General features: G+C 59.3%; 20 protein-coding genes and 1 pseudogene. 11 read left to right on the forward strand and 10 right to left on the reverse strand.

Features of this window, described 5'->3' with window-relative positions; translation table 11 throughout:
* Positions 1 to 24: 24 nt before the first annotated feature.
* The 3 genes from CQ009_RS03235 (at position 25) to CQ009_RS03245 (ending at position 3,462) form a co-directional block, all read left to right on the forward strand.
* Complete coding sequence (locus CQ009_RS03235) at positions 25 to 297, forward strand: HU family DNA-binding protein (RefSeq protein ID WP_008077714.1); 273 nt, start codon at positions 25 to 27, stop codon at positions 295 to 297.
* Positions 298 to 527: 230 nt separating this feature from the next.
* A complete protein-coding gene (locus tag CQ009_RS03240) occupies positions 528 to 2,399 on the forward strand; it encodes a SurA N-terminal domain-containing protein (protein WP_064389229.1) in 1,872 nt (623 codons plus the stop codon).
* Between the two features lie 226 nt (positions 2,400 to 2,625).
* Complete coding sequence (locus CQ009_RS03245) at positions 2,626 to 3,462, forward strand: DUF2242 domain-containing protein (protein ID WP_064389230.1); 837 nt, start codon at positions 2,626 to 2,628, stop codon at positions 3,460 to 3,462.
* A 396-nt stretch (positions 3,463 to 3,858) separates the two neighbouring features.
* Here CQ009_RS03245 and CQ009_RS03255 read toward each other — a convergent pair whose 3' ends face one another.
* Positions 3,859 to 4,899 carry an AraC family transcriptional regulator gene (locus tag CQ009_RS03255; protein ID WP_105704850.1) on the reverse strand — a complete coding sequence of 347 codons (1,041 nt, stop codon included), beginning with the start codon at positions 4,897 to 4,899 and terminating at the stop codon, positions 3,859 to 3,861.
* Between the two features lie 3 nt (positions 4,900 to 4,902).
* Entirely contained in the window at positions 4,903 to 6,033 is a 1,131-nt protein-coding gene (locus CQ009_RS03260; RefSeq protein WP_105704851.1) for a nitrilase-related carbon-nitrogen hydrolase, read from the reverse strand.
* A 208-nt stretch (positions 6,034 to 6,241) separates the two neighbouring features.
* Between CQ009_RS03260 and CQ009_RS03265 the strand changes: the two genes are divergently transcribed.
* Both CQ009_RS03265 and CQ009_RS03270 read left to right on the forward strand, forming a co-directional pair.
* The gene (locus CQ009_RS03265; protein WP_105704852.1) at positions 6,242 to 8,281 is read left to right on the forward strand and encodes an NADPH-dependent 2,4-dienoyl-CoA reductase; all 2,040 of its coding nucleotides are present in this window, start codon (positions 6,242 to 6,244) and stop codon (positions 8,279 to 8,281) included.
* Positions 8,282 to 8,406: 125 nt separating this feature from the next.
* Positions 8,407 to 9,312 (forward strand): 1-aminocyclopropane-1-carboxylate deaminase/D-cysteine desulfhydrase, encoded by a 906-nt coding sequence (locus CQ009_RS03270; RefSeq protein ID WP_105704853.1) that lies wholly within the window; start codon positions 8,407 to 8,409, stop codon positions 9,310 to 9,312.
* A 59-nt stretch (positions 9,313 to 9,371) separates the two neighbouring features.
* Here CQ009_RS03270 and CQ009_RS03275 read toward each other — a convergent pair whose 3' ends face one another.
* On the reverse strand, positions 9,372 to 9,920 hold the full coding sequence (locus CQ009_RS03275) for a cytochrome b (RefSeq protein ID WP_064389235.1): 549 nt from the start codon (positions 9,918 to 9,920) through the stop codon (positions 9,372 to 9,374).
* Positions 9,921 to 10,229: 309 nt separating this feature from the next.
* Here CQ009_RS03275 and CQ009_RS03280 point away from each other — a divergent pair, with 309 nt between their 5' ends.
* On the forward strand, positions 10,230 to 10,883 hold the full coding sequence (locus tag CQ009_RS03280; protein ID WP_105704854.1) for a hypothetical protein: 654 nt from the start codon (positions 10,230 to 10,232) through the stop codon (positions 10,881 to 10,883).
* A gap of 121 nt (positions 10,884 to 11,004) precedes the next feature.
* On the opposite strand, the gene phnX is transcribed toward CQ009_RS03280, so the two are convergent.
* Together phnX and CQ009_RS03295 are read right to left on the reverse strand one after the other, a co-directional pair.
* Positions 11,005 to 11,832: a phosphonoacetaldehyde hydrolase gene (gene phnX, locus CQ009_RS03285; RefSeq protein ID WP_064389237.1), complete on the reverse strand. Its 828-nt coding sequence runs from the start codon at positions 11,830 to 11,832 to the stop codon at positions 11,005 to 11,007.
* A gap of 143 nt (positions 11,833 to 11,975) precedes the next feature.
* Positions 11,976 to 13,085 carry a 2-aminoethylphosphonate--pyruvate transaminase gene (locus CQ009_RS03295; protein ID WP_064389238.1) on the reverse strand — a complete coding sequence of 370 codons (1,110 nt, stop codon included), beginning with the start codon at positions 13,083 to 13,085 and terminating at the stop codon, positions 11,976 to 11,978.
* Positions 13,086 to 13,197: 112 nt separating this feature from the next.
* On the opposite strand from CQ009_RS03295, the gene CQ009_RS03300 reads away from it, so the two are divergent.
* Positions 13,198 to 14,058 carry a LysR substrate-binding domain-containing protein gene (locus CQ009_RS03300; protein WP_064389239.1) on the forward strand — a complete coding sequence of 287 codons (861 nt, stop codon included), beginning with the start codon at positions 13,198 to 13,200 and terminating at the stop codon, positions 14,056 to 14,058.
* 19 nt (positions 14,059 to 14,077) lie between these two features.
* On the opposite strand, the pseudogene CQ009_RS03305 reads toward CQ009_RS03300, so the two are convergent.
* Positions 14,078 to 14,773: pseudogene (locus CQ009_RS03305) on the reverse strand (CatB-related O-acetyltransferase); the annotation flags it as partial.
* A 181-nt stretch (positions 14,774 to 14,954) separates the two neighbouring features.
* On the reverse strand, positions 14,955 to 15,827 hold the full coding sequence (locus CQ009_RS03310; RefSeq protein WP_064389242.1) for a LysR family transcriptional regulator: 873 nt from the start codon (positions 15,825 to 15,827) through the stop codon (positions 14,955 to 14,957).
* A 269-nt stretch (positions 15,828 to 16,096) separates the two neighbouring features.
* Between CQ009_RS03310 and CQ009_RS03315 the strand changes: the two genes are divergently transcribed.
* Together CQ009_RS03315 and CQ009_RS03320 are read left to right on the forward strand one after the other, a co-directional pair.
* Complete coding sequence (locus CQ009_RS03315; RefSeq protein ID WP_064389243.1) at positions 16,097 to 17,422, forward strand: MFS transporter; 1,326 nt, start codon at positions 16,097 to 16,099, stop codon at positions 17,420 to 17,422.
* Between the two features lie 72 nt (positions 17,423 to 17,494).
* Positions 17,495 to 18,886 (forward strand): FAD-dependent oxidoreductase, encoded by a 1,392-nt coding sequence (locus CQ009_RS03320; protein ID WP_105704855.1) that lies wholly within the window; start codon positions 17,495 to 17,497, stop codon positions 18,884 to 18,886.
* A 109-nt stretch (positions 18,887 to 18,995) separates the two neighbouring features.
* Here CQ009_RS03320 and CQ009_RS03325 read toward each other — a convergent pair whose 3' ends face one another.
* Entirely contained in the window at positions 18,996 to 20,378 is a 1,383-nt protein-coding gene (locus tag CQ009_RS03325) for a type VI secretion system Vgr family protein (protein ID WP_105704856.1), read from the reverse strand.
* Between the two features lie 221 nt (positions 20,379 to 20,599).
* Here CQ009_RS03325 and CQ009_RS03330 point away from each other — a divergent pair, with 221 nt between their 5' ends.
* Positions 20,600 to 21,304 (forward strand): YebC/PmpR family DNA-binding transcriptional regulator, encoded by a 705-nt coding sequence (locus CQ009_RS03330; RefSeq protein WP_105704857.1) that lies wholly within the window; start codon positions 20,600 to 20,602, stop codon positions 21,302 to 21,304.
* 126 nt (positions 21,305 to 21,430) lie between these two features.
* On the opposite strand, the gene CQ009_RS03335 is transcribed toward CQ009_RS03330, so the two are convergent.
* Both CQ009_RS03335 and zapE read right to left on the reverse strand, forming a co-directional pair.
* The gene (locus CQ009_RS03335; protein ID WP_105704858.1) at positions 21,431 to 22,744 is read right to left on the reverse strand and encodes a leucine-rich repeat-containing protein kinase family protein; all 1,314 of its coding nucleotides are present in this window, start codon (positions 22,742 to 22,744) and stop codon (positions 21,431 to 21,433) included.
* A gap of 220 nt (positions 22,745 to 22,964) precedes the next feature.
* Positions 22,965 to 24,095, reverse strand: coding sequence for a cell division protein ZapE (gene zapE / locus CQ009_RS03340; protein WP_105704859.1), 1,131 nt, complete (start codon positions 24,093 to 24,095; stop codon positions 22,965 to 22,967).
* 305 nt (positions 24,096 to 24,400) lie between these two features.
* On the opposite strand from zapE, the gene CQ009_RS03345 reads away from it, so the two are divergent.
* Positions 24,401 to 24,904, forward strand: coding sequence for a spore coat U domain-containing protein (locus CQ009_RS03345; protein ID WP_371920151.1), 504 nt, complete (start codon positions 24,401 to 24,403; stop codon positions 24,902 to 24,904).
* Positions 24,905 to 24,911: the final 7 nt, after the last annotated feature.

Below are 24,911 nucleotides of genomic sequence, written 5' to 3' on the forward strand. Positions count from 1 at the left end.
AAAATAGATATAAGGGGACTTAGAGTGAACAAGTCGGAACTGATTGATGCTATCGCTGCATCCGCTGATATCCCGAAAGCTGCTGCTGGCCGTGCGCTGGACGCTGTAATCGAATCCGTCACTGGCGCTCTCAAGGCTGGCGACTCCGTTGTTCTGGTTGGTTTCGGTACTTTCTCCGTGACTGATCGTCCAGCTCGCGTTGGTCGTAACCCACAGACCGGCAAGACGCTGCAGATCGCTGCTGCTAAAAAACCAGGCTTCAAAGCCGGTAAAGCACTGAAAGAAGCGGTCAACTAAGTCGTTACAAGTTTTTACCCATCCGGGTCGGGGTCATCCCTGACTTGGCAGCGGAGCGGTAGAACAGGTCGCTGAAAGAGCTGCCTGTAACGCCGGGATCGAGGGTTCGAGCCCTGTCCGCTCCGCCAGTTACGAGAAGGCGCATCCTCGGATGCGCCTTTCTTCTATCCGGATTCTACCCACGCTCCACGGTTGCCTAATTTTGAAGTTCAACCGTTTCTGGGGGACGCATGCTGCAGAATATCAGGGACAATTCACAAGGCTGGATTGCCAAGACCATTATCGGGGTCATCGTTGCACTGATGGCGCTGACCGGTTTCGACGCCATTTTCCAGGCCACGACTCACAAGAATGAGGCGGCCAAGGTCAACGGTGAAGAAATCAGCCAGAACGAACTGAGCCAGGCCGTTGATATGCAACGCCGTCAGTTGATGCAACAACTGGGCAAGGACTTCGATGCTTCCTTGCTCGACGAAAAAATGCTCCGCGAATCGGCCCTCAAGGGTCTGATTGATCGCAAGCTGCTGCTGCAAGGCGCAGAACAGGCGAAATTCGCATTCTCCGAAGGCGCACTGGACCAAGTGATCCTGCAGACACCTGAATTCCAGGTCGACGGCAAGTTCAGTTCCGAGCGTTTCGACCAGGTGATCCGTCAACTGGGTTACAGCCGCATGCAGTTCCGCCAGATGCTGGCTCAGGAAATGCTGATCGGCCAACTGCGTGCCGGTGTAGCGGGCAGCGGTTTTGTGACTGACGCTGAAGTGCTGGCATTCGCCCGTCTGGAAAAACAGACACGCGATTTCGCCACCCTGAACATCAAGGCCGATCCGGCTGCGGTGAAGCTGACGGACGACGAGGTCAAGGCTTACTACGACGAGCACGCGAAGGAATTCATGACCCCTGATCAAGTGGTCATCGATTACCTTGAGCTGAAGAAGTCGTCGTTCTTCGACCAGGTTGCCGTCAAGGACGAAGACCTGCAGGCGGCGTATCAGAAAGAAATCGCCAACCTGTCGGAACAGCGTCGTGCTGCGCATATCCTGATCGAAGTGAACGACAAGACCACCGAAGCTCAGGCCAAGGCGAAGATCGAAGAAGTCCAGGCACGTCTGGCCAAGGGCGAGAAATTCGAAGCGCTGGCCAAAGAGTTCTCGCAAGATCCGGGTTCGGCCAACAATGGCGGTGACCTCGGTTATGCAGGCCCTGGCGTTTACGATCCAGCCTTCGAAAAAGCCTTGTACTCGCTGAACAAGGATCAGGTTTCCGCGCCGGTTCGCACCGATTTCGGTTACCACCTGATCAAGCTGCTGGGGATAGAAGCACCTGAAGTGCCGACTCTGGCCAGCCTGAAAGACAAACTGACGCGTGAGCTGAAAGCGGCTCAGGTCGAGCAGCGTTTCGTCGAAGCGACCAAGCAATTGGAAGACTCCGCGTTCGAAGCGTCTGATCTGGCACAGCCAGCGGCAGACCTGAAACTGACCGTGCACACCTCCAAGCCATTTGGCCGTGAAGGTGGCGAAGGTGTTGCAGCCAACCGCGCCGTGATCACTGCAGCATTCAGCCCCGAAGTGATTGATGAGGGTGCCAACAGCACCGCCATCGAACTGGATCCGGAAACCGTGATCGTGTTGCGCTCCAAGGAGCACCTGAAGCCTGCGCAACTGCCTCTGGAAAGCGTGAGCGCGGCCATCCGCACCCAGTTGACCAAAGAGCACGCCAGCGCTGCTGCCAAGACCAAGGCCGAGAAGCTGATCGCTGATCTGCGCGATGGCAAGGCGCCGCTGGACAAGGCCGTCGACGGTCAGAGCTGGAAAGCCACCGAAGCGGCCACCCGTGCGCAGGAAGGTGTTGATCCGGCCGTGTTGCAGGCGCTGTTCCGCATGCCGAAACCAGCGGCCAAGGACAAGCCGACGTTCAGCAGCGTGACGCTGCCGGATGGCAGTCTGATGATCGTACGCCTGAACGGCGTCAACGAAGCAGCGGCACCGAGCGATGAAGAGAAGGCTCAATACCGTCGCTTCCTCGCGTCCCGTGAAGGTCAGCAGGACTTCGCAGCGTACCGCAAGCAGTTGGAAGCTCAGGCTGAGATCAAGCGTTTCTGATGCCTGACTGAGCAGCTAGACAAAAAGCCCCGGCCGCAATGCCGGGGCTTTTTTGTGGTCGACTGGCAGCTAATGACGAGATCTTCATTGGTCAGCGATGCTGGCGACTTTTACCTGCCATTCATTGTCGATAGAGTTGTAACTGTTTTAAGACACTAATCCATACGCCGCAGGGCCGCGATCTGTTGCACAATACGCCCCGGACTGTTTTCCCTCAGGATGTTCAATGTTGATTTCCACTCCCATGCGTGTTTTCGGGCTGGCGCTGTTGTTGACCGCTGTTGCCGGCTGTTCGAAGGACAAGCCGATGTACGAGCATGAGAACTTCGATGACTCCGGTACATTTTCGCGCAATTATCCGGTGACTGATGCGGTCAGCTGCGAAGCAGCCCGTCGCGCGTTGCTCAGCCAGGGTTACATCATCACCAGCAGCGACCCGAAAATCGTCAGCGGCCACAAGAGTTTCCAGCAAACCGGCGATACCCATATGGAGATCAGCTTCAATGTGGTCTGCGCCGATGACGGCACCGCCGGGCACCATGCCACGATGTTCGCCAACGCCTTGCAGGATCGTTATGCGCTGAAGAAAACCAACAACTCCGCCAGCCTTGGTGTCGGCGTGTTGGGCTCGGTGTCGATGCCGATCGGTTCTTCGGACGATTCGATGGTCAAGGTCGCCAGCGAAACAGTGACGGCACAAAAGTTCTACGAGCGTTTCTTTACGCTGGTCGAACAGTTCATGCCGGCTGAAGCGAAGAAGGCGGCGCATATCGAAGAGAAGCCGAAGGCCGATCTGGGGATGCCAGAGCCTAAGCCTGCGCCGGCCGCGTTGACGCCGACGCCTGCCGCAACCCCTGCGCCTGCTGCCGAACCGGCGCCAGCACCCGCAGAAGCGGCGCCAGTTAGCTCGGAGCCTGTTGTGCCGCCAACGGAGTCTGCGCCGATCACCCCGGCGCCAACGGCCGAGCCTGCCCCGGCGACCGAAACCATTACGCCGCCGGCCAATCCGGATATTCCACCGCCAACCGAGCCGATTCCGGCGATGCCAGCGTCCGGCCAATAATCGAGTAATACCCTGTAGGAGTGAGCCTGCTCGCGATAGCGGTAGACCAGTCATTAACGATGTGACTGATCTTGCGCTATCGCGAGCAGGCTCACTCCTGCTTCGTTTGGGGCTGACTTAAAATTTAGTTACATTCCCCGGACAAAAGTCCCGCGATAAATTCCTGACCACCTGCTACGTTTTATTGATGAAGGCCGGGTTTCACTTTTCCTTCATACGGGCAGTTTATGCTCGAGGCACTGGGCATTTGCCCAGGCCCATTCAACAGAGCAGCAGGGGGATAACGCAATGGATGACTATCAAGAAGAGCTGCTCGAGTATCAGGCCTTTGAACTGGATCAACCCGAGCCGGCCGAAGACGCTACCGAGCTGTAAGCTACTGCTCGTAGTTGCTGTTTACGCCGATTGGCGATGACTTCGACGAAATTCGCCGGGCGTCTGCCCCGTCCAGCGCTTGAATGCCCGCTGGAAGGCTTCGGCTGAAGCAAAGCCAAGCAAGTAAGCGATTTCACCGAATGCCAGTTCGGTATCGCGGATGTATGTCATCGCCAGATCACGGCGAGTGTCGTTGAGGATCGCGCGAAACTGCGTGCCTTCTTCGGTCAGCTTGCGCCGTAATGTCCAGGTCGGCAGCTTCAGGCGTGCCGCCACTTCTTCCAGATCCGGTTCGCGACCGCCGTTGAGCAACGGCCCGAGCAATTGCGTGATGCGTTCGCGCAGGCTGCGGGTACGCGTCAGTTGCTCCAGTTCCCGTTCACACAATTGCAGCAGATGCCGCCAGGTGCTTGGACAGTGTTCGGGGTTGCGTTGCGCAAGGCTGTGAAGGCTAAGACGCAGTTGATTGCGTTCGGCGCCGAACAGGATCGGACAATCACCCAGCGCAGCGTAGGCCTCGCGGTAAGCCGGCTCGGCGAATTCGATTTCGATGCGTTCGGCGCGCAGTACTTGGCGACTGACGCTGGACAACTGTTGCAGCCAACCGGCAATGATCGAGTCCACCACGAAGCGGTTGTAGGCGTTGTACGGGCTGATCGAATAGAAGCGCAGCCATGCGCCATTGGCATCTTCGTGAAAGCTCGATTGCCCGCGATAGTTGGAGCCGTAAAGTGGTTCGAAACGGATCAGGCAACGGGCGGCTTCGCGCACGGTCGGCGCTTGCGCGGCGGTGACACCGGCCAGTCCGGCCTGGCTCAAACGGCTCATTTGCCCCATCCGCAGCCCCAAAGCAGGGTCGTCGGTCAGCTGGATCGCCGCGTGGCCCAGGCGCATGTAACGCGGAATCGACAGGCGTGCTCCTGCTTCGGCCAGACGTGCGGCATCGAGGCCGTATTGCTCAAGCAGTGGCAGCGGATCGGCAGCATGACTGCGCACCGCGTCGGCGAGGCTGTGAACGAAACCCACCGATAAATCGCCAAGACGCATCGGCAGGGGTTTCATGAGTTACAACCAGACATTCAACAAACGGGCACCACGGGCTTCGCTGTCGGCGAACTGCTGACCGTTGCTGCTGAGGAAGCTTTGTCCGGAACTCGACTTGTCCCAGAACTGCCCGCGCAGGAACACACTCACCCCAGCAATCGCGCGACTGCTCGGCGGTTGCGCGGTGAGTGTGAGGCGATGCCAGGCCTGACCTTCGCTGACTTCGCCGGGTTTGAGGCTGACCGAGCCCGGTGTGCTCGAACCTTTGTAGCCGCCCCACGGTTGATTCCACACACCATGGCCCACCACGAATGCTGGCACCGCCACCAGTTGCGCAGCTTGCTCGTCGAGTTTGCGGTAATTGTCCGGATACCAACTGTCACTGCCGATGAGGATGCCCAAACGCCCGGCAGGGGTGTCGACGACGTTGATCGCGTGTTGATCTTCGCCCTCGATCACCTCGCGTTGATCGAAGATCGGGTGCATCTGCCGCTGCGGTTGCCCCAGTGGCACGCCATCGCGGCCAAACACCACGCTGCTGTTGAACAGTGCGCCGCTGCCGGGTTTGAGCTGACCATCGCGGATGATCGGCTCCGGCAAGACGATCGAGCCGGCCACCAGCGTCACATGGAACTCCCTGGCCAGGCCACCGAACAGCGCCTGATAGTCCTTGGCCATGGCTTTTGATTTCATACGCAGGTGGGCGTCATCGAGACGGCTTTTGCCCTTGGCGCTGAGCCAGGCACGCGCGAACAACAGCGGGTTGCTCGCGGCCAGCCAGTTCATGGCTTCGGCGAGGGTCGGCGCCTGATACAGCTCGTCTTTCTCGCCGCTGATCATCAGCCAGGTTCCGATGTGTTCCGGTAACACCACCACGGTTTTCTCGTTCAACAAGCCTTGATCCTGAGCTTGCTGCAGATACGCCGCGAGTTTGCGGTGCAGGCGTTCGGGGCTTTGATAGTCGGTGGGGAACAGTTCGGGCTGGATGCCCAGCAGGTTGCCGCGGCCGGCGGGCGTGCCCTCATCGACCGCCAGTTTGATGCGCAGGTCCGACAGATAATGGCCCGCCGGCCGGTCTGCCGCCCACATGGCGTAGGAAGCAAGGACAGCCACAAGGGCCATGGAAAACGTCAGGTACAAAAGTTTGCGCATGAAATCCAACAACAACCGGGTACAGGGTGTGGCGACTAGGTTAGGGCCCATGGCGCCGGTTGCCAAGGGGCGCTGCGCATTTGGATCAATAAGTTGTCAGTTACGGTCATTGAGTGGCAGCAGTATGACTCTTAGTCTGTGCCACATGACTGACGGGGGACGCAGAGCTCCCGCACTTTTTCCGTGATCGCTCGTTGTGGAGTTACCGATGACCGCCGCTCATTACCCGCACCTGTTGGCCCCGCTGGACCTGGGATTCACCACACTGCGCAACCGTACGCTGATGGGCTCGATGCACACCGGCCTGGAAGAGAAGCCGGGCGGCTTCGAGCGCATGGCGGCGTACTTCGCCGAGCGTGCCCGTGGTGGTGTCGGCCTGATGGTCACCGGCGGGATCGGCCCGAACGACGAGGGCGGGGTGTATTCCGGCGCGGCCAAACTGACCACTGAAGAAGAGGCGCTCAAGCACCGTATCGTCACCCGCGCGGTGCACGACGCGGGCGGCAAGATCTGCATGCAGATTCTTCACGCCGGCCGTTATGCCTACAGCCCGAAACAGGTCGCACCGAGCGCAATTCAGGCACCGATCAACCCGTTCAAGCCCAAAGAGCTGGACGAGGAAGGCATCGAGAAGCAGATCAGCGATTTCGTTACGTGCTCGGTCTTGGCGCAAACCGCTGAGTACGACGGCGTCGAGATCATGGGGTCGGAAGGTTATTTCATTAACCAGTTCCTCGCCGCGCACACCAACCATCGCACCGACCGTTGGGGTGGCAGCTACGAAAACCGCATGCGCCTGCCGGTGGAAATCGTCCGCCGCGTACGCGAAGCGGTGGGGCCGAACTTCATCATCATTTTCCGTCTGTCGATGCTCGATCTGGTCGAGGGCGGCAGCACCTGGGATGAAATCGTCATTCTCGCCAAAGCCATCGAGCAGGCCGGTGCGACCATCATCAACACCGGTATCGGTTGGCACGAGGCGCGCATTCCGACCATCGCCACCAAAGTGCCGCGTGCGGCGTTCAGCAAGGTCACGGCCAAGCTGCGCGGTTCGGTGAGCATTCCGCTGATCACCACCAACCGCATCAATACCCCGGAAATCGCCGAGCAGATTCTTGCCGAAGGCGATGCCGACATGGTTTCGATGGCGCGGCCGTTTCTGGCCGACCCGGACTTCGTCAACAAAGCCGCTGAAGGTCGCGCGGACGAAATCAACACCTGCATCGGTTGCAACCAGGCGTGTCTTGACCACACCTTCGGCGGCAAGCTCACCAGTTGTCTGGTCAATCCGCGTGCGTGCCACGAGACCGAACTCAACTATCTGCCGGTGCAGCAGATCAAGAAAATCGCCGTGGTCGGTGCCGGCCCTGCGGGTTTGTCTGCTGCGACCGTGGCGGCCGAGCGTGGCCATCAGGTGACTCTGTTCGACTCGGCCAGCGAGATCGGCGGTCAGTTCAACATCGCCAAACGTGTGCCGGGCAAGGAAGAGTTTTTCGAAACCTTGCGTTACTTCAAGCGCAAGTTGCAGACGACGAATGTCGAGGTGTGTCTGAACACCCGCGTCGACGTGACGAAACTGGTTGAAGGCGGCTACGACGAAATCATCCTCGCCACCGGTATTGCGCCGCGTCTGCCGGCGATTCCCGGCGTCGAGCATGCCAAGGTGTTGAGCTACATCGACGTGATCCTTGAGCGTAAGCCGGTCGGCAAGCGCGTGGCGGTGATCGGCGCTGGCGGTATCGGTTTCGACGTGTCGGAATTCCTCGTCCATGAAGGCGTGGCCACCAGTCAGGACCGTGCCGCGTTCTGGAAAGAATGGGGCATCGATACGCAACTGGAAGCCCGTGGTGGTGTGGCCGGAATCAAAGCCGCTCCGCATGCGCCGGCGCGCGAAGTGTTCCTGTTGCAGCGCAAGAAAACCAAGGTCGGCGATGGCCTGGGCAAAACCACTGGCTGGATTCACCGCACCGGTTTGAAGAACAAGCAGGTGCAAATGCTCAACAGCGTTGAATACCTGAGCATTGACGACGAAGGTCTGCACATCCGCATCGGCGAAACCGGCGAGCCGCAAGTGCTGGCGGTGGACAACATCGTGATTTGTGCGGGGCAGGATCCGCTGCGTGAACTGCATGATGGTCTGGTCGAAGCCGGACAGAACGTGCACCTCATCGGCGGCGCCGATGTCGCCGCAGAGCTGGATGCCAAACGCGCGATCAATCAAGGCTCGCGCCTGGCCGCTGAACTGTAAATACCCTCTGTAGGAGCTGCTGCAGGCTGCGATCTTTTGATTCTGTTTTTTCAAGACAAGATCAAAAGATCGCAGCCTGCGGCAGCTCCTACTAGTATGTGTTTTTTTCAGATCGTGCTCTGCTCATGTTTCCCCATGCCCCCCTCGAACACCTTCATCTGGACTGGTTGAGCTCCGCCGGTATTGACGTGGCCATCCTGCGCCTCGACCAGATAGACCCGCTGATCAGTGGCAATAAATGGTTCAAGCTCGCTGAACACCTCAACGCTGCCGAGCGTGCGGGTGCTGAAGGCATCATCAGTCCAGGTGGCGCTCATTCCAATCACTTGCATGCCTTGGCGGCGGCGGGTAAGCGTCTGGGCTTTAAAACGGTCGGGCTGTTGCGCGGGCATGCGCAGGACACTCCGACGGTGCAGGACCTGCAAGCGTTCGGCATGCAATTGCATTGGTTGGGTTACGGCGGCTATCGGGCGCGACACGAGCCGGGGTTCTGGGAACCTTGGCACGCACAGTATCCGCAGTTGTATGCGGTGCCCGAGGGCGCTGGGGGATTGGCCGGCGCGCTGGGTTGCGCTGCGATCAAACAGCAACTCGACGCGCAGTTGCACGCGCTCGGCTGGAGCGATTATCACGGCTGGTGGCTGGCCTGCGGCACCGGCACGACGCTGGCGGGGTTAGTGCTGGCCGAGGCGGGGGCGCATCCGGTGTTTGGCGCACTGGCGGTGCCGCAGGATCATGGCGTGGCGACGAATATCGAGTCGATCCTGCAAGCAGCAGGGAGGGCGAATGCGGGCTACGAGTTGATCGAAGCCAGCCGTGGCGGTTTTGCCAAGGTAGATCCGTCGTTGCTGAAGTTTATCGAGCAGAACGAGCAGGCCAGCGGCGTACCACTGGAACCGCTGTACACCGGCAAAGCATTGTTGGCGCTTAAGGAACAGGTCGAAGCGGGCAGGGTTGCCATGGGGACGCGGCTGATCTTCGTCCATACCGGCGGCCTGCAGGGCCGACGCGGGTTCTCTCTTTCTTCCTGACTGCACCTGACCTGGGGTGGGGGTGCACACCCACTCGGCACAATGGCAACTTCCAACAGTCAACCGCGCTTGGGCATCATCCGCAACAGCGTGTTATCGCCCACCACATAATGGTGATAGATCCCCGCCAGCGCATGCAGCCCGATCAGCCAGTAACCGATCGTGGCGATCAGCACGTGCCAATGCTCTATCTGCTTGGCGAAGTCTTTGTTTTCTGCGACCAGCAGCGGCAGATCAAAGCCATAAAACATCACCTGGTGCCCTTCAGCGCTGGTGATCAGCCAGCCGAGAATCGGCATGCTGATCATGAACAGGTACAGCGCCCAGTGCATCAGTCGCGCCAGTACGGTTTGCCATTGCGGTGAAGCCGGGAAGATCTTCGGCGCCGGACCGAGGCTACGTGCGAGCAGGCGAAACCACACAAGTACAAACACGGTCAGGCCAAGCATGTAATGCACTTCGCGGATCAGCGTGCGGCCGCCACTGCCCTTGGGAAAGAGGCCGCGCAATTCCATGCTGGCATAGACCAGCACCAACAACACCAGCATCAGCCAGTGCAGCAGCACCGACACAGTGCTGTAGCGCGATTCTGAACTTGTCCACGGCATACGGTGTTCCTCTCGGTTCAGGCTCCAGTGCGCCGTTTCTCCGACGGCATGCATTAACTGTAAACGTCCTTGAGCATTTTTGCCTGAATGCATCAGAAGTTTTTTTATCTGCTCTTTTATGACCTGTTTAGTGTCTGTGGAAAGTTTGATCTGTTTCGATGTAACCGGTTGTTGTTTATGTTTTGAATCTGTAGAGCATTTGATTGAAATGGTCGGGGTGGTTAGTGTTGCGGGCAGTTGTTACTTTTGAGCCGGTTGGTTTAGAAGTGATTTCATTAATGACAGGATTTTGTATAAAAGGATTTATAGATGACTTTCAGTATTCTTCTGGATCGTAAACAGAGTAAGAACATTGTAAAAAAAGCGATGGCAAAACCACCGGTATCGCGACCCAAACCTGTGCCCGGCAAACCGCCAGTGACTTCGCCCTCCAAACCCGTGGTCAAGCCGCCGGTAGTTCCGGTCAAGCCGCCAGTCAAGCCTGCCCCGGTCAAACCACCGGTCAAGCCTCCCGTGAAACCGCCGGTCAAACCTCCAGTCAAGCCAGTAGCGCCGGGCACCAAACCACCGGTCAAGCCAGTGACGCCAGGCACCAACCCACCGGTAAGCGTCCGTCCGCCAATGCCGTGGCCTACCTTCAACATCAACATTGATCCAGTGGCCCTGATCAATCTGGTGAACGCCCTCGGCAGTATTGGCAAGCCCGACGGGTCGACCACACTGATCGATGGTAGCGTCGTCAATGCTGAGCGCAACCAGATCACCCGGCCGGACGGTATCATTCAGCATGCTGACGGCAGGGTAGAGCATCCGGACGGTCGTATTGTCTGGCCGGATGAGACAGTTGAGTTTCCAGATGGTCGTATCGTCTGGGCTGACGGCAGCGAGCAATTGGCGGACGGTTCGATTCGTTATGCGGACGGATTGAAATATGACGCAGAAGGCAATCTTGTTGTTGAGTGAATGTTGTTGTTTGATTTTTTAGGATTACTCGGGTTTAACAGCCTGGAATCCGATTGAGTATTTAAGTTGTTCAATAAAAAACCGCCAACTGTTTATCAGTTGGCGGTTTTTTTAGTCGGTCTTAATCGTTCTGCGGCATCTCACCCGCCGCCAGGCGTTTGTTGATGTCGGCAATCACTTGCGGCAAATCGCTGATGGTGTCGATCATGTAGTGTGGGCGCGAGCTTTCGAACAGCGCGTGGATACGCTTGCGTTCAGAGGCCAGTTCATCGCTGCCCAGCGCCCGGAAGCCTTGGTAATCGAGGCCCAGCGCGTTGCCCGAGCAGATCAGCGCGACCGTCCACATCCCGGCGCGGCGACCTTCGAGGATGCCCGGCACGGTGTCGTCGATTTTCACGCACGCAGCGACATCGTCAATGCCCAGCGCTATCACGTTGGCCAACGCCTGAGCCGGCCATGGGCGGCCGTTCGGCACTTCGTCGGTGGCGACCACGTGGTCGGCGACGTAACCGTTGGTGGCGGCCAGTTCGACGACTTTATCCATGACCTGTTTCGGATAGCCGGAGCACGAACCGATCTTGATCCCTTGCTGGCGCAGCTTGGCGATGGTTTCCAGGGCGCCGGGAATCAGCGCCGAGTGCTCGGCGATTTTCTCGATCTGCAGTGGCATGAAACGCTTGTAGATTGCAGTGACATCATCATCGGTCGGCGAGCGGCCGAACACTTTGCGATAGCGCTCGGCGACTTGCGGCTGATCGCACAGGGTACGGATGTGATCCCACTTGCCCATGCCCATCGGCCCGCGAGCTTCTTCGATGGAGACTTGCACGTCGAATTCGGCGAAGGCTTCGACAAAAATCTGCGTGGGGGCGAACGAACCGAAATCGACCACGGTGCCAGCCCAGTCGAGGATCGCGGCTTGCAGTTTGCTTGGATTGACGTAGTTCATGGCAATTAAATTCCTGATTTGAAATGCAGTTCAAACTGTAGGAGTGAGCCTGCTTGCGATAGCGGTTGATCATTCAACATCTTCGTCGACTGACACGGCCTCATCGCGAGCAGGCTCACTCCTACAGGGGATTTGTGTGGGTTTTAGATATCGAGGACTTCCATTTCGCGCAGCACTTCACCAACAGCCGCGACGGCCTGGCGCATTTCGTCCGGGCTGACGTGACCGATACAGCCGACACGGAACGTTTCAACCTGAGTGAGCTTGCCCGGATAAAGGATGTAGCCCTTGGCCTTGACCCGTTCGTAGAAGTCCTTGAACTGATAACGCGGATCTTGCGGAGCATGGAACGTGGCGATGATGGGCGCCTGAATCGCCGCTGGCAGGAAGCTGCGCAAGCCAAGCTTGGCCATCTCTTCCATCAATGCCTGGCAGTTGGCGGCATAGCGTGCATGCCGCGCCGGCAGGCCACCTTCTTCGTTGTACTGCAACAACGCTTCGTGCAGCGCCGCGACCACATGGGTCGGCGGGGTGAAGCGCCATTGACCGGTTTTCGTCATGTAAGCGTGCTGGTCGAACAGGTCCATCGCCAGCGAATGCGAATTGCCGGCAGCCGCAGCCAGCGATTCTTTGCGGGCGAAGACAAAACCCATCCCCGGCACGCCTTCCAGACATTTGCCGGACGCGGCGATCAATGCATCGAACGGGACTTTCTGCGCATCCACCGGCAACGCGCCGAAGGAGCTCATGGCATCGATGATCAGGCGTTTGCCGTGTTGCTCAACGACTTCGGCGATTCCCGCCAAAGGGTTAAGAATCCCGGTGCTGGTTTCGCAGTGGATCAACGCGACGTGAGTGATGTCGCCGTCGGCACGCAGCAGGCGGTCGACGTCGGCGGCGGTGGTCGGTTCGTCTTCAGCGGTTTCGAAGGTGCTGAACGAACGGCCGAGTACTTCGCAGATCTTCGCCAGACGCTTGCCGTAGGCACCGTTGATCAGCACCAGAACTTTACCGTCGCGCGGCACCAAGGTGCCGATGGCGGCTTCGACGGCAAAGGTGCCGCTGCCCTGCAACGGCACGCAGTGGTGAGTCGCGGCGCCGTTGAGGATTGCCAGCAGTTGCTCGCAGAGGCTGGCAGTCAGTTGATTGAAGCGGTCATCCCATGACCCCCAGTCGACCATCATCGCCTGGCGGGTGCGGGCCGAAGTGGTCAACGGGCCGGGAGTGAGCAGGATGGGTTCGGCGATACTCATTCGTGTGTCCTCGGATAGCGCTGGGGGATGAAGCTACGGGGCATACGTTGCAATTCGCCGTTGTATCAATCAAATTGTTTGTTGTTATGCCAGCCATCAGTGAGAGTTATTCATGAACTTGTTTCAGCTGCGCGCCTTCGACGCCGTCGCCCGTGAAGGCAGCTTCACCCGCGCTGCGGCGCGGTTGTTCATCAGTCAGCCGGCGGTCACCGGGCACATCAAGGCGCTGGAGGAGCACTACCAGATCACTCTGTTGCGACGGACTGCACGACGGGTGGAACTGACCGAGGAGGGCACCAAACTCGCGGCGATCACTCGGGCAATGTTCGGCCTCGCGGAGGAAGCGCAGGTGCTGCTCGAGGCCAATCGACAATTGCTCACCGGACGCCTGGAAGTGGCGGCGGACGGCCCGCACATGGTCATGCCGATGCTCGCCAGTCTGCGCGCGCGGTATCCGGGGATCACGGTGAATCTGCGCTTGGGCAATGCCCAGGAAACCTTGGCGGCGTTGTTGTCCGAGCACGCGGACGTGGCGGTGCTGACCGAAGTCGAGCCGCGCAAGGGTCTGCATTTACAGGGGTTGAGCGAGTCGCAGATTTGCGCACTGGTGCCGGCGGGGCATCCGTGGGCGGTGCGTGCCGGTGAAGTGAAACTCAAGGAACTGGATCAGGTGATCATGGTGCTGCGCGAGCCGAGTTCGATCACCCGGCGCACGTTTGATGAGGCGTGTGCGCAGGCGTCGATCCATCCGCGTGTGTTGCTGGAGCTCGATAGCCGCGAAGCCGTAACCGAAGCGGTGGCCGCCGAGCTGGGCGTTGGCGTGGTGTCATCGGTGGAGGTCAGCCACGACCCGCGAGTGGTGGCAATTCCGATTGCGGGGGAAGGGCTGGTGAACCGGCACATGATTGGCTGCATGGAGCGACGCCGGGATTTACGATTGATTCAGGCATTTTTTGCATTGGCGCCGCAATGACCAATAGCGGAGTCGCTGGCAGAACTGCCGTATTTTTTCGCGAAACTTCAATTTTCCGGTAGGTCGCCTGTTTGAGCGGCATTCCTTGCAACTGAATCAAAGCGGCTTCGGGATCATCCAGCGGCAGTGTCTGGAGAGCATTTACATCCACATTCCACCACTCGCTGGCGAGTAGCTTTTCGATGGTGTCCGGGTCATGCCGATACTTGATGATTTTCGCCGGAGTGCCGGCAACGATCGCGTAGGGCGGCACATCCTGAGTGACCAGCGCGCGGGTCGCGATAATGGCGCCGGTACCAATCTGTACACCTTCAAGGATCATCGCGCTGTGGCCAATCCAGACGTCGTGGCCAATCGTGACATCAGCCACTACCGGGTCGAACGTCAATGCCGTTCCGGTGTACTGAAAGGGATGTGAGCTGAGCCAGTCGGTTGGATGAGAACTCTTCTGCTGGCCAATAAAACACCGCGTGCTGATTGAACAAAACCTGCCAATCGAGGAAACAGCAGACAGTACGCAATCACTTCTGATGTAAGTGTGCGCACCGATGGCGAGTTGTTTCGACTCGATCACCACATGGCCAATGCTGACGTGTTCTTCAAGAATCAGCCTCGAACGCTTGTGCAACGAAAAAATGCCGCCGGCGACTTTGCAGTCATGCTGGCGAATCCATTTTTTCCAGAAGTGATCTCGAACCGAATCTATTATTTTCATCGCGATGGGTACTGGATTCCGGCATCGAACAGTGTGAGGTTCGATGCGTCACGGTCAATGATGTTGTGAAATTTCTTGTCACATGTGAAGAAGCGCAATTGTAGCTGACGTTGTCGAACTGGATACATTCGTTTCACGACGAAAAAGACCACGTCCTACGGATGGCGTCGCAGGCTCGGTGCTATTGCAGGCTCTCGCGAACCATCTCCAGAAACGTCGCCACCACACGCCGCGAGCTTTGTTCACGCAAGCACACCAGGGTTTCGGTCAAACGCCGGGTGCAGTCGATAATGGGCAGGGCGCACACCCGCGAATCCGCACCAAATTCCGCCGCCGACACCACCCCTACGCCAATCCCCACCACCACCGCCTCGCGCGCGGCTTCGCGGCCTTCAACCTGAATCGCCGGACGAATGCGAAACCCTGCGCGAGCCATTTCTTCTTCCAGGGTCTGCCGTGTCACCGAGCCGTGCTCACGCAACACCAACGGCGTGTCATCGAGGTCCGCAAGGCAGATCGATTCGCGCTCGGCCCATGGGTGATTGCGCGACACGAACGCCACCATCGGATCGTTACGCAGTGGCACACACATCAAGCGCTCATCACTGACATCACGCCCCAGCAGTGCCAGATCCGCCTGATAGTTGAATAGCCGGAACAGCGATTCATCGGTGTTGCCCGTCTCGATCTTTACGCTGATACCCGGATAGCGCTCGCAGAACCGCGCGATCTGCGGCAACACATGCACCGGTGCATCCACCGCCAGAATCAGGCTGCCGGTCTGCAAGGCCTGGGATTCCTGCAACAATTCTTGCGCTTCCGCTTCAATCACGAACAGGCGTTGAGTAATCGCCAACAGCCGTTCGCCCAGATCGGTGAGGCGCACGGAACGTTTATTGCGGTGAAACAGCAGAACGCCGAAACGTTCCTCCAGTTTCCGCACTTGGTCGGATATCGCCGGTTGCGTGAGAAAAAGGCGCTCGGCGGCGCGGGTGAAGCTTCCATGCACGGCCACCGCATGGAAGGCTTTGAGCTGGGCGTGGGAGACCGACATGATTGCTCCAGTAACAAGCTGAGCTTATGTGTGAAATACGATAAATCGATTTTATTTATTAAACAGTAATTGCTTTGATCCGCTCACGCCATCGCTGACTGTCCGGACGGGCAGCAGGGATGGCGATGAGCCTGTGCGTGCAACAGCAGGACTCATCTGACCGGTATCGCCATAGGGACGGGGTGATATCGCAGTGCTCAACAATAAAAACACAGGCGTTTTTCTTAACGATTCTGCCGGCACACTCACACCCTGAGGTCAGAACCACCATGAACAAGCACATCGGCACCATTGCGCGTTGGCGCGTGCAGATTTTCGCTGTCACCTGGCTCGCGTACGCCGCTTTCTACTTCACCCGCAAAGCTTTCTCGGTGGCCAAACTCGGCATTGCCGAAGACCCCACCTTCATGCTCGACAAAATGGCCATGGCCAACCTTGATGCTATCTATCTGGCGGCTTACGCCGTCGGCCAGTTCACCTGGGGCATGCTCGCCGACCGCTTTGGCCCAAGGGTGGTGGTACTCGGCGGTTTGCTGATTTCCGCCGCTGCCGCGCTGGTGATGGGAAGTTTCGCCACGCTGCCGATCTTCGCCACCTGCATGTTGATTCAAGGTTTGGCGCAATCAACGGGATGGTCGGGGTTGTGTAAAAACCTTGGCAGTTTCTTCCCTGCGCAACAGCGCGGGCGGGTGCTCGGGTTATGGAGTTCCTGCTATGCCTTTGGTGGTCTGGTGGCGTCACCGTTTGCCGGTTGGTGGGCATACACGCTCGTTGGCAGTTGGCACGCGGCGTTTATTTCCAGTGCCGCCGTGGTCGCCGTGGTCGCGGTGTTGTTCTTTATCTTCCAACGCAATAAACCGGAAGACGTCGGCTTGCCGGCAGTCGAGCCGGAGCCCGAACTCACGGCTGAAGAAACCGCAGCCAACAGCAAACTCAGTGTCTGGGAACCGTTGAAGGAAATCCTGCGCAACCGCACGGTACTGGTGTTGGGCCTGGCGTATTTCATGTTGAAACCGGCGCGTTACGCGATTCTGTTGTGGGGGCCGGTGATCGTTTTCGAACAGATGCCCAGCGTCGGCAAGGTCGGCGCGGCAATCATTCCGACCTCGTTCGAACTGGCCGGTTTGCTCGGGCCGATCATGATCGGTCTGGCCTCGGACAAACTGTTCGGCGCCCGCCGCATGCCCGCGTGCGTGATCAGTCTGCTCTTGCTCACCGTGACGCTGGCGCTGTTCATGGCGGCGTTGCAGTCCGGTAGCGTGATAATCGTGGTGGCGCTGTTGTTTGTCATGGGCCTGACCCTGTACGGCCCGGATTCGATGATCAGCGGTGCGGCTGCCATCGACTTCGGCAAGGCCAAGGCTGGCGCCACGGCGGCAGGCTTCGTTAACGGCTGCGGCTCGGTCGGCGCGGTGCTTGGCGGTTTGCTTCCCGGATACTTCGATACGGTCACGGTGTTCATTGTCTTCGCCGGTTGCGCCTTGTTCTCGGCACTGGTGCTGATTCCACACTGGAACAGTCGCCCGGTCGGCGTGATGGAACCGCGCGCATCCATTCCCAATTGCCCGTTGACGATCAAACCCCTGCGTTCCTGAAACCCCTTGCCTCGCGGCCTGCTGCGGCGCTCGCGGCAGGCTGTGTCGTGGCCAATTGACTGGAGAAAACCCATGAGACCGTTTTGGCTGGAGCAGGCCTTGCAGACCGATACTTCTGAAATCTGTGCGCCGCTGCAAGGCGAAGTGCGCACTGACGTGTGCATCGTCGGCGGCGGTTACACCGGTTTGTGGACGGCGATCATGCTCAAACAGCAGAACCCCGAAATCGATGTGCTGCTGATCGAAGCGGACATCTGCGGCGCTGGCGCCAGTGGGCGCAACGGTGGCTGCGCGCTGTCGTGGTCGGCCAAGTATTTCACCCTTGAGCGCCTGTTCGGCGTCGAGGAGGCAGTACGTCTGGTCAAGGAATCGGAGCGCAGCATTCATGCCATCGGCGAGTTTTGCGAGCGCTACGGCGTGGATGCCGATTACCGGCTCGACGGCACGTTGTACACCGCGACCAATCGCGCGCAGGTCGGCTCGACCGACGCGGTGATCGCCGCGCTGGAGCGTAACGGCATCAACTCGTTCAGCCAGCGTCCAGTGGCCGATGTCCAGCGCATGGCTGGCTCCGGCAAACATCTGGAGGGCTGGTTTTCGCCGGCAGCGGCGAGTGTGCAACCCGGCAAACTGGTACGCGGTTTGCGCCGGGTGGCGTTGCAACTGGGCGTGAAAATCCACGAAAACACGGCGATGACCGGGCTGGAGGAGGGCCGTCCGGCGCGTATCCAGACAGCGAACGGCAATGTGATCGCCGACCGTGTAGTGCTGGCGATGAACGCCTGGATGGCCCGCGCTTTCCCGCAGTTCGAACGCAGTGTGGCGATCGTTTCCAGCGACATGCTGATCACCGAACCGCGCCCGGAACTGTTGCAGGAAATCGGCTTGACCAGTGGCGTCACCGTGCTCGATTCACGGATTTTCGTCCACTACTACCACAACACCCCGGACGGCCGGATCATGCTCGGCAAGGGCGGCAACACGTTCGCTTATGGCGGGCGGATGCTGCCGGTATTCGATCAGCCGTCGCCCTATGCGGGGCTGCTCCAGCGCAGTCTTGCCGATTTTTTCCCGGCGTTTGCCGAGGTCAAAGTCGACGCGACCTGGAACGGTCCCTCGGATCGCTCGGTGACCGGCCTGCCGTTTTTCGGGCAGATGAGCAGCAGCGGCAATGTGTTTTACGGTTTCGGCTATTCCGGTAGCGGCGTCGGTCCGTGTCACATGGGCGGGCAGATTCTCGCGTCGCTGGTGCAGGGCCTGGATAACCCGTGGACGCGCTCGCCGCTGGTCAACGGCCCGCTGGGCTACTTCCCGCCGGAACCGATTCGTTACTTCGGTTCGCTGATGGTGCGCAACGCCATCCGGCGCAAGGAGCGCGCTGAAGACCACGGTCGCCGACCACGGCATCTGGACGTGCGCCTGGCAAAATTCGCCGCGGCGGCGGGTAAGGCGGACAAAGCCTGAAAACCCACCACCCTGTGTAGGAGCTGCCGCAGGCTGCGATCTTTTGATCTGGTTTTTTAACAAACAAGATCAAAAGATCGCAGCCTGCGGCAGCTCCTGCACTGGTGGGTCAGTTGCGGTAGAGGAGCCAGTCGAGTAGCTGGGGACAGGCTTGAGTGGGCGGTATTTGTTGCTGCGGCAGTTCGCCTTGCGTGCCCAGGCAGAGGATCGGTCGATCCGGATCGCTGTCGAGAAAACTCACCCATACCTCACTGCCGGCACAGGGCAGTTCATGGGCTGCGATCCGCCCATTGGCGTTGGTCAGGGCAATCGGCAGCCATATTCCATCGTCTGCCTGCACAGTTGAGCCTGGCCACAGGTTGACGTTGATTCGGCCTTGGTCATCGAGGGTGGCTGGCTGCCCGGGCGTGCCGAGTACGCGCGCCTGGTGATAGCCGGGGATCATCGGTCGCGGCTGCTTGAGTGCCGGGCGAAATTCCGTCGACCAGGGCAGGGCAACGAAATCGTTGTGGTAACGGTAAACGCTGGGTGTCGGATCGAGAATCGACGGTTGCTGCCCATGATGGTGCATTTCGGTGATCAACCATTGTTCGTTGAAACTGTTGATCGGATGCTCCGCGACCTGAATCAATTGACCACTGAGCAAATCCGCGCAATTGCTACGGCCATGGATCGAGCGATATTGACAGCGCTGACGCTGCAGATGGCGACGACTGCGTTGTTCGGCATAGCGATGCTGCTTTGACAGCGCCGTTGTCGGGCCGATGACAGTCTGGTTGGCGGCATCCTCGCTGACGTGTCGGTGTCCGCGATCGCGCACATGGCGTAGCGGCGCAACCGGCACCGCGTCATGGCGCTGGAACAACGTGGCGATACACGGCGAGGGCGCATCGTCATCGAGACTGAACGGCAGGAGCGTGGTGTCTTGGGGCAAGCTCAGGCTGTCATCGGCGAACACCACGACATGCCCGTTCAGGTCATGCTCGAAGTGGTAATGAATGCCTTCTTCCTCGCACAGTCGTTGCAGCAATGCCAGGTCGCTTTCCTCATATTGGATACAGAACTCGCGATGGGGGTATTGGTCAACGATCATCTCCATTCGGTAACTGTCGATCGGCAGCGCGTTTTCCTCAAGTAACCGTTGGAGAATCTGCGGCACGCTCAAGTTTACGAATACGCGGCGCTTGTGCGCTGGAGCGAGCTGTTGCAGAGAGGGTACCAGCAGCAGTCGATAGCCGACTCTATGGGCGCCGCGATGTTCGCAACTGGCGCTTTCGATGCGGCCGTGAATCCCGTGATGGTCACTCAGATGCAGAAATGCCGGCTGCTGCAACAGCGTGGCTGGGGCCATGGCCTGGCCGAGGCCGATCAGTTCAATGTCGAAGCGGTAGGGGTGATTGAGCGCTTCCTCACCGCGAAAACGCAACACCGGCATTTGCAACCCACTGTCGGTCAGGGTCAGCGTGAAGGGACTTTCCATGTCATTGAGCATTCGCACAGGCTCTGTCTGGCAATATGGCCCCAGAGGGTACGAAACCGCAGCGCTGAATGGTTATGTCAAAGCGGCTTTTCAGAATCGCCCTACACGTTCTGGTGAAAATGTCGATTCAGCATTACGATTTTTTTGGTCGATTGCCGACTTTAGGCCGTATAAACTTGGCGCCACGCGTCGGCCAATAGATGTCTCGGCGCCACAGATCAAGAGAGTGAGTAATGGGCGCACAGTGGAAGGTTAAACACAAAGAAGCGGCAGCCAACGCCAGGGGCAAAATCTTCGGCAAGCTGGTGAAAGAAATCACCATTGCTGCGCGCAACGGTGCCGATACTGCCACCAACGCACACCTGCGTCTGGTGGTCGAACAGGCCAAGAAAGCCTCGATGCCGAAAGAAACCCTCGATCGCGCGATCAAGAAAGGCGCAGGTCTGCTGGGTGAAGCGGTGCAATACCATCGCGTGACCTACGAAGGTTTCGCCCCGCATCAGGTGCCGCTGATCGTCGAGTGCGTGACTGACAACGTCAACCGTACCGTAGCGGAAATCCGCGTCGCGTTCCGCAAGGGCCAATTGGGCGCTTCCGGCTCCGTGGCCTGGGACTTCAACCACGTCGGCATGATCGAAGCCTCGCCGGACTCCCCGGACGCCGATCCGGAAATGGCTGCCATCGAAGCCGGAGCCCAGGATTTTGAAGCGGGTGAAGACGGCGCGACGCTGTTCCTGACCGACCCGACTGACCTTGACGCGGTGCAGAAATCCCTGCCGGAGCAAGGTTTCACGGTACTGTCGGCCAAGCTTGGCTATCAGCCGAAGAACCCGGTCAGCGGCCTGAGCGACGAGCAGATGGCTGAGGTTGAAGCGTTCCTCGAAGGCCTCGACAACCATGATGACGTGCAGGACATGTTTGTTGGCCTGGCGGGCTGATCGACTGCATCAGTGATGGCCACATCGCGAGCAGGCGAAGGCCTACAGGCCAGAGGTGAACACATCATTCGTGATCACCACCGTCCACTGTAGGCGTGAGCCTGCTCGCGATGGACCGCGCAGCGGTCACAGATTCTCAAGCTGCCGCATGACCTCAGCAAACCCCGGCCGCGCCAGCACATCCGCCTGACAGCAACGTCGCTCCAGCTCTTCAAGCACCGTACGCAGTTGATCACTCAACCCCGAGTCGATGCGCGCCAGCAACTCACCCAACAGAATCCCGAACGCACGTACTTCGATACGTTGCAGCGCGCGCGTTTGCGCCGTGTCGGCAATGGCATGGAACGACGCCCCGCCAAAATCCCCGAGCAGGCAATCGCCGCGCTCGTTCAACAAAATGTTGTGCCCGTAGAGATCGCCGTGGGTGATCCCTTGCTGATGCAGATGCTCCGCTGCCGAGGCGATGCCTCTGGCAATGTTCAGCGCCACCTCGACACTGAACCGGCAATCCTCGGCGTAAACATCCCGCGAGCAGGATGCCAGGCTTGGCAGGTCGGCGAGGTTACGGAAGGACGGATCGATCAGTTGCATCACCAATCCCTGCTGGCCGTCGGGATGGCCACTGATGCGCCCCTCGATGCGGATCAGATTGGGATGCAGGCCGGCGGTGATACAGGCGTTCATTTCGTGCAGCGGCGAACCGTCGCTGGTCATTTCACCTTTGTACAATTTCACCGCCACCGACGTCACTGAGCCGTCGTCGCGTTGCCAGCTCGCCCGGGAAATCACTCCCGAGGCACCTTCACCCAACCGTTGCTCCAGACGCAGCGCCGACCAGGCAATCTGCGGCGTCGCTTCCAGCGCGGCGGCGTCTGCCTCGGTTTCCAGCGGGTTACCGGCGTACGCTAGCCAGGTCAGGCTCGGCAGCGCGAGCAGCCACTGCGGCAGTTCGGTCAGGCGGTTGGCGGAAATGCGCAGCAACTCAAGCCGATGGCAGTTGCTCAACGAAGGCGGCAGCGCATGCAGGCGGTTGCCGGACAGCATGAGCTTTTGCAGGGCCGGGCGCTCACCGAGTTCCCTCGGCAGGCTTTCGATGCAGTTGTCGGTCAGGATCAGCCAGCGCAAGTGCGGCGGCAGAGCTTCGCCGGGTACGTTGACGATGCGATTGGCTCTGAAGCCGACCATCGTCAGCGCCGCGCATTGGCCGAGACAGGCCGGCAGTTCGGTGAACGGGTTGTCGGAACAGAACAGCACCCGCAGGCGCGTCAGACGATGCAGGTCATCCGGCAGACTGCTCAGTGCGTTGCCGCTGAGGTTGAGGATTTCCAGAGTGTCGGCCAGTTCGAAAATCTCGGCCGGGAACTCGGTCAGTCCGCAGGACAGGTCCAGCCGCGTGATGCCCGACAACTCGCCGGCGCGCAATTGAGCAAGGGTGTGCATGTTGGGTGTTCGCTTTTGATCAGGGGTGCGCCGCTGGGGCGCCGGGAATGGGCGACATGATAACGGCAAATCGGGGTATGGAATTGGGCCGGATGCTGAAAACGCCACAAAACCCTTGTGGGAGCCAGCCTGCTGGCGATGGCATGGGGTCAGGCAAAATCGTTGTCGGCTGACAGTCCGCTATCGCCAGCAGGCTGGCTCCTACAGGGGATTTGCCTGCTCAGGTCGGTTCGTGCATCTCTTGCAACTGCCCCAACCGGCTGCGCGTGCGCGCCAGGTCAATGGCGTGGCCGTCGAGGCTTTCGTGCAAGGGCAGGCGACCCAGCAACGTCAGATGCTTGTCCTGGTCGTACAACACGTCGATCAGGTTGATGAAGCGTTGTTGCGCGGCGATCGGGCATTCTCCCAGCTCCGGTAGATCATCAATGATCCAGCGGTCGAAACGTCGACACAGCTCCAGATAATCCATGACCGCCGTCGGCTGTTCACACAGTTCGTTGAAGGTAAAACCGACACTTCGCTCTTTACACCAGCGAGCCCGAATCTGCCGGGTGCCGACGGTTAGCGCAACGCCCGGCGCATCCGCAGGCGGCAGCTCCAGAGCGGCGCGTTGCGCTGGCGTGGCTGGCCACACGTAATGCCCCTGAGTGAATATCTGCTGCGCAGAGTGGCGCGTGTGACTGCGGTAATCGTGCGGCCCGCCGACTTCCATCACCTGCATGTGCGTGTTGATCAGCTCGATCACCGGTTTGAAGCGGGCGTGATAGAGCGGATTGGGCAGCAGGCCGTCAGGCGCATAGTTGGAGGTCACCAGCAGCAGAATCCGCCGCTTGAACAATGCCTTGAACAGCCGGGTGATGAGCATGGCATCGCCGATGTCATGCACATGAAACTCGTCGAAACACAGCACCCGACAATCCTCCAGCAATTCGTCGAGGGTCACTTCGAGGGCATTGTCCTGCTCGCGATGGCTGAACATGCCCTGATGCAATTGCGCGAAAAACTGATGGAAATGCAGACGCCGTTTCTGGGTGATCGGCAAGGCCTGAAAGAAACCATCGAGCAACCAGCTCTTGCCGCGTCCGACGGCGCCGAACAGATAAAGACTTGGTGCGGTTCGGCCGCTTGCGCCAAACAACAGGCTGGCTTGCTGCGCCATGCACTCGATGACGCGCTGCTGGCTATGACTGAGGGTGTAACCCTGACCGCTGGCCTTGTGCCGGAAGTAGTCGCGGATCGACTGGGCACTGGCGTCATGCCCGGCACTGGCCGGCAAACCCTTGCCCAACCAACGGCGCAATGCCGGCCAGCGCTGGATCAGTCGCGATCGTTTCGGCAGGTGGGCAGGCACTGGGGGCGTCTCCGTGTTCGTCAAGACCGGCTTCCGGTAGCGTGGCGACGTAGTGTAACCAGACGCCGATTTGGCCAGCCACCGCGACGATTCGAGAGTGGGCGGTTATTGGACAGAATCCTACGGCACGTACAGCTATTTTTAGCGACTTGGCCTGACCGATTGCCAACCTTTCGAAACATATCCCGGACGATCACTGGATCCAATCGACTGGCGGAATCGTCGACCGTTGCTAACCTCAATCACAGAAACGACGTCGCAAGCGATCACTGACAAGGAACGGCGCAGTGAATGTACATGTGGTCATGGGGCTGCTGGGGGCACTCGTTGCACCTGTTCATGCGGCAGATCTTCAGGTCGAAGTGCGCGTCGATGTGCAGCGCGGCTGCCAGTTGATCGGCCAACAGCGTGGCGCCGGCATTGAGCAACTGGGTGTGCTCGACTTCGGCAGCACCGCACGCCTCGATGACCCCGCCGGGCCGTTGGCTGCCGCGTTGACCAATCAGCGCCTGCCACGGCTGGAGTGCAACCCCGATACGCCGTACCAGATGCGCGTCGATGGCGGCTTGCATGGCGGTGTCGGTGAGGTCCGCTACATGGCCGGTTCGGTCGGCAGCAAACCTATTCCGTATCGCTTGTATCAGGACGCGGCGCGCCGGGTACCGCTGGTGGTGGATGTGCCAGTCAGCGGGCGGGTGCCGGACAGTGGCACGGTAGAACTGCCGCTGTATGCGCGCATCGAGCGCTTGGCTGAGGTGCCGCGAGTCAGCCGTTATTCGGATCTGGTCAAGGTGACGGTCACCTGGTGATCACGGT

The sequence above is a fragment of the Pseudomonas sp. MYb2 genome (assembly GCF_002979955.1).
Lineage (GTDB): Bacteria > Pseudomonadota > Gammaproteobacteria > Pseudomonadales > Pseudomonadaceae > Aquipseudomonas.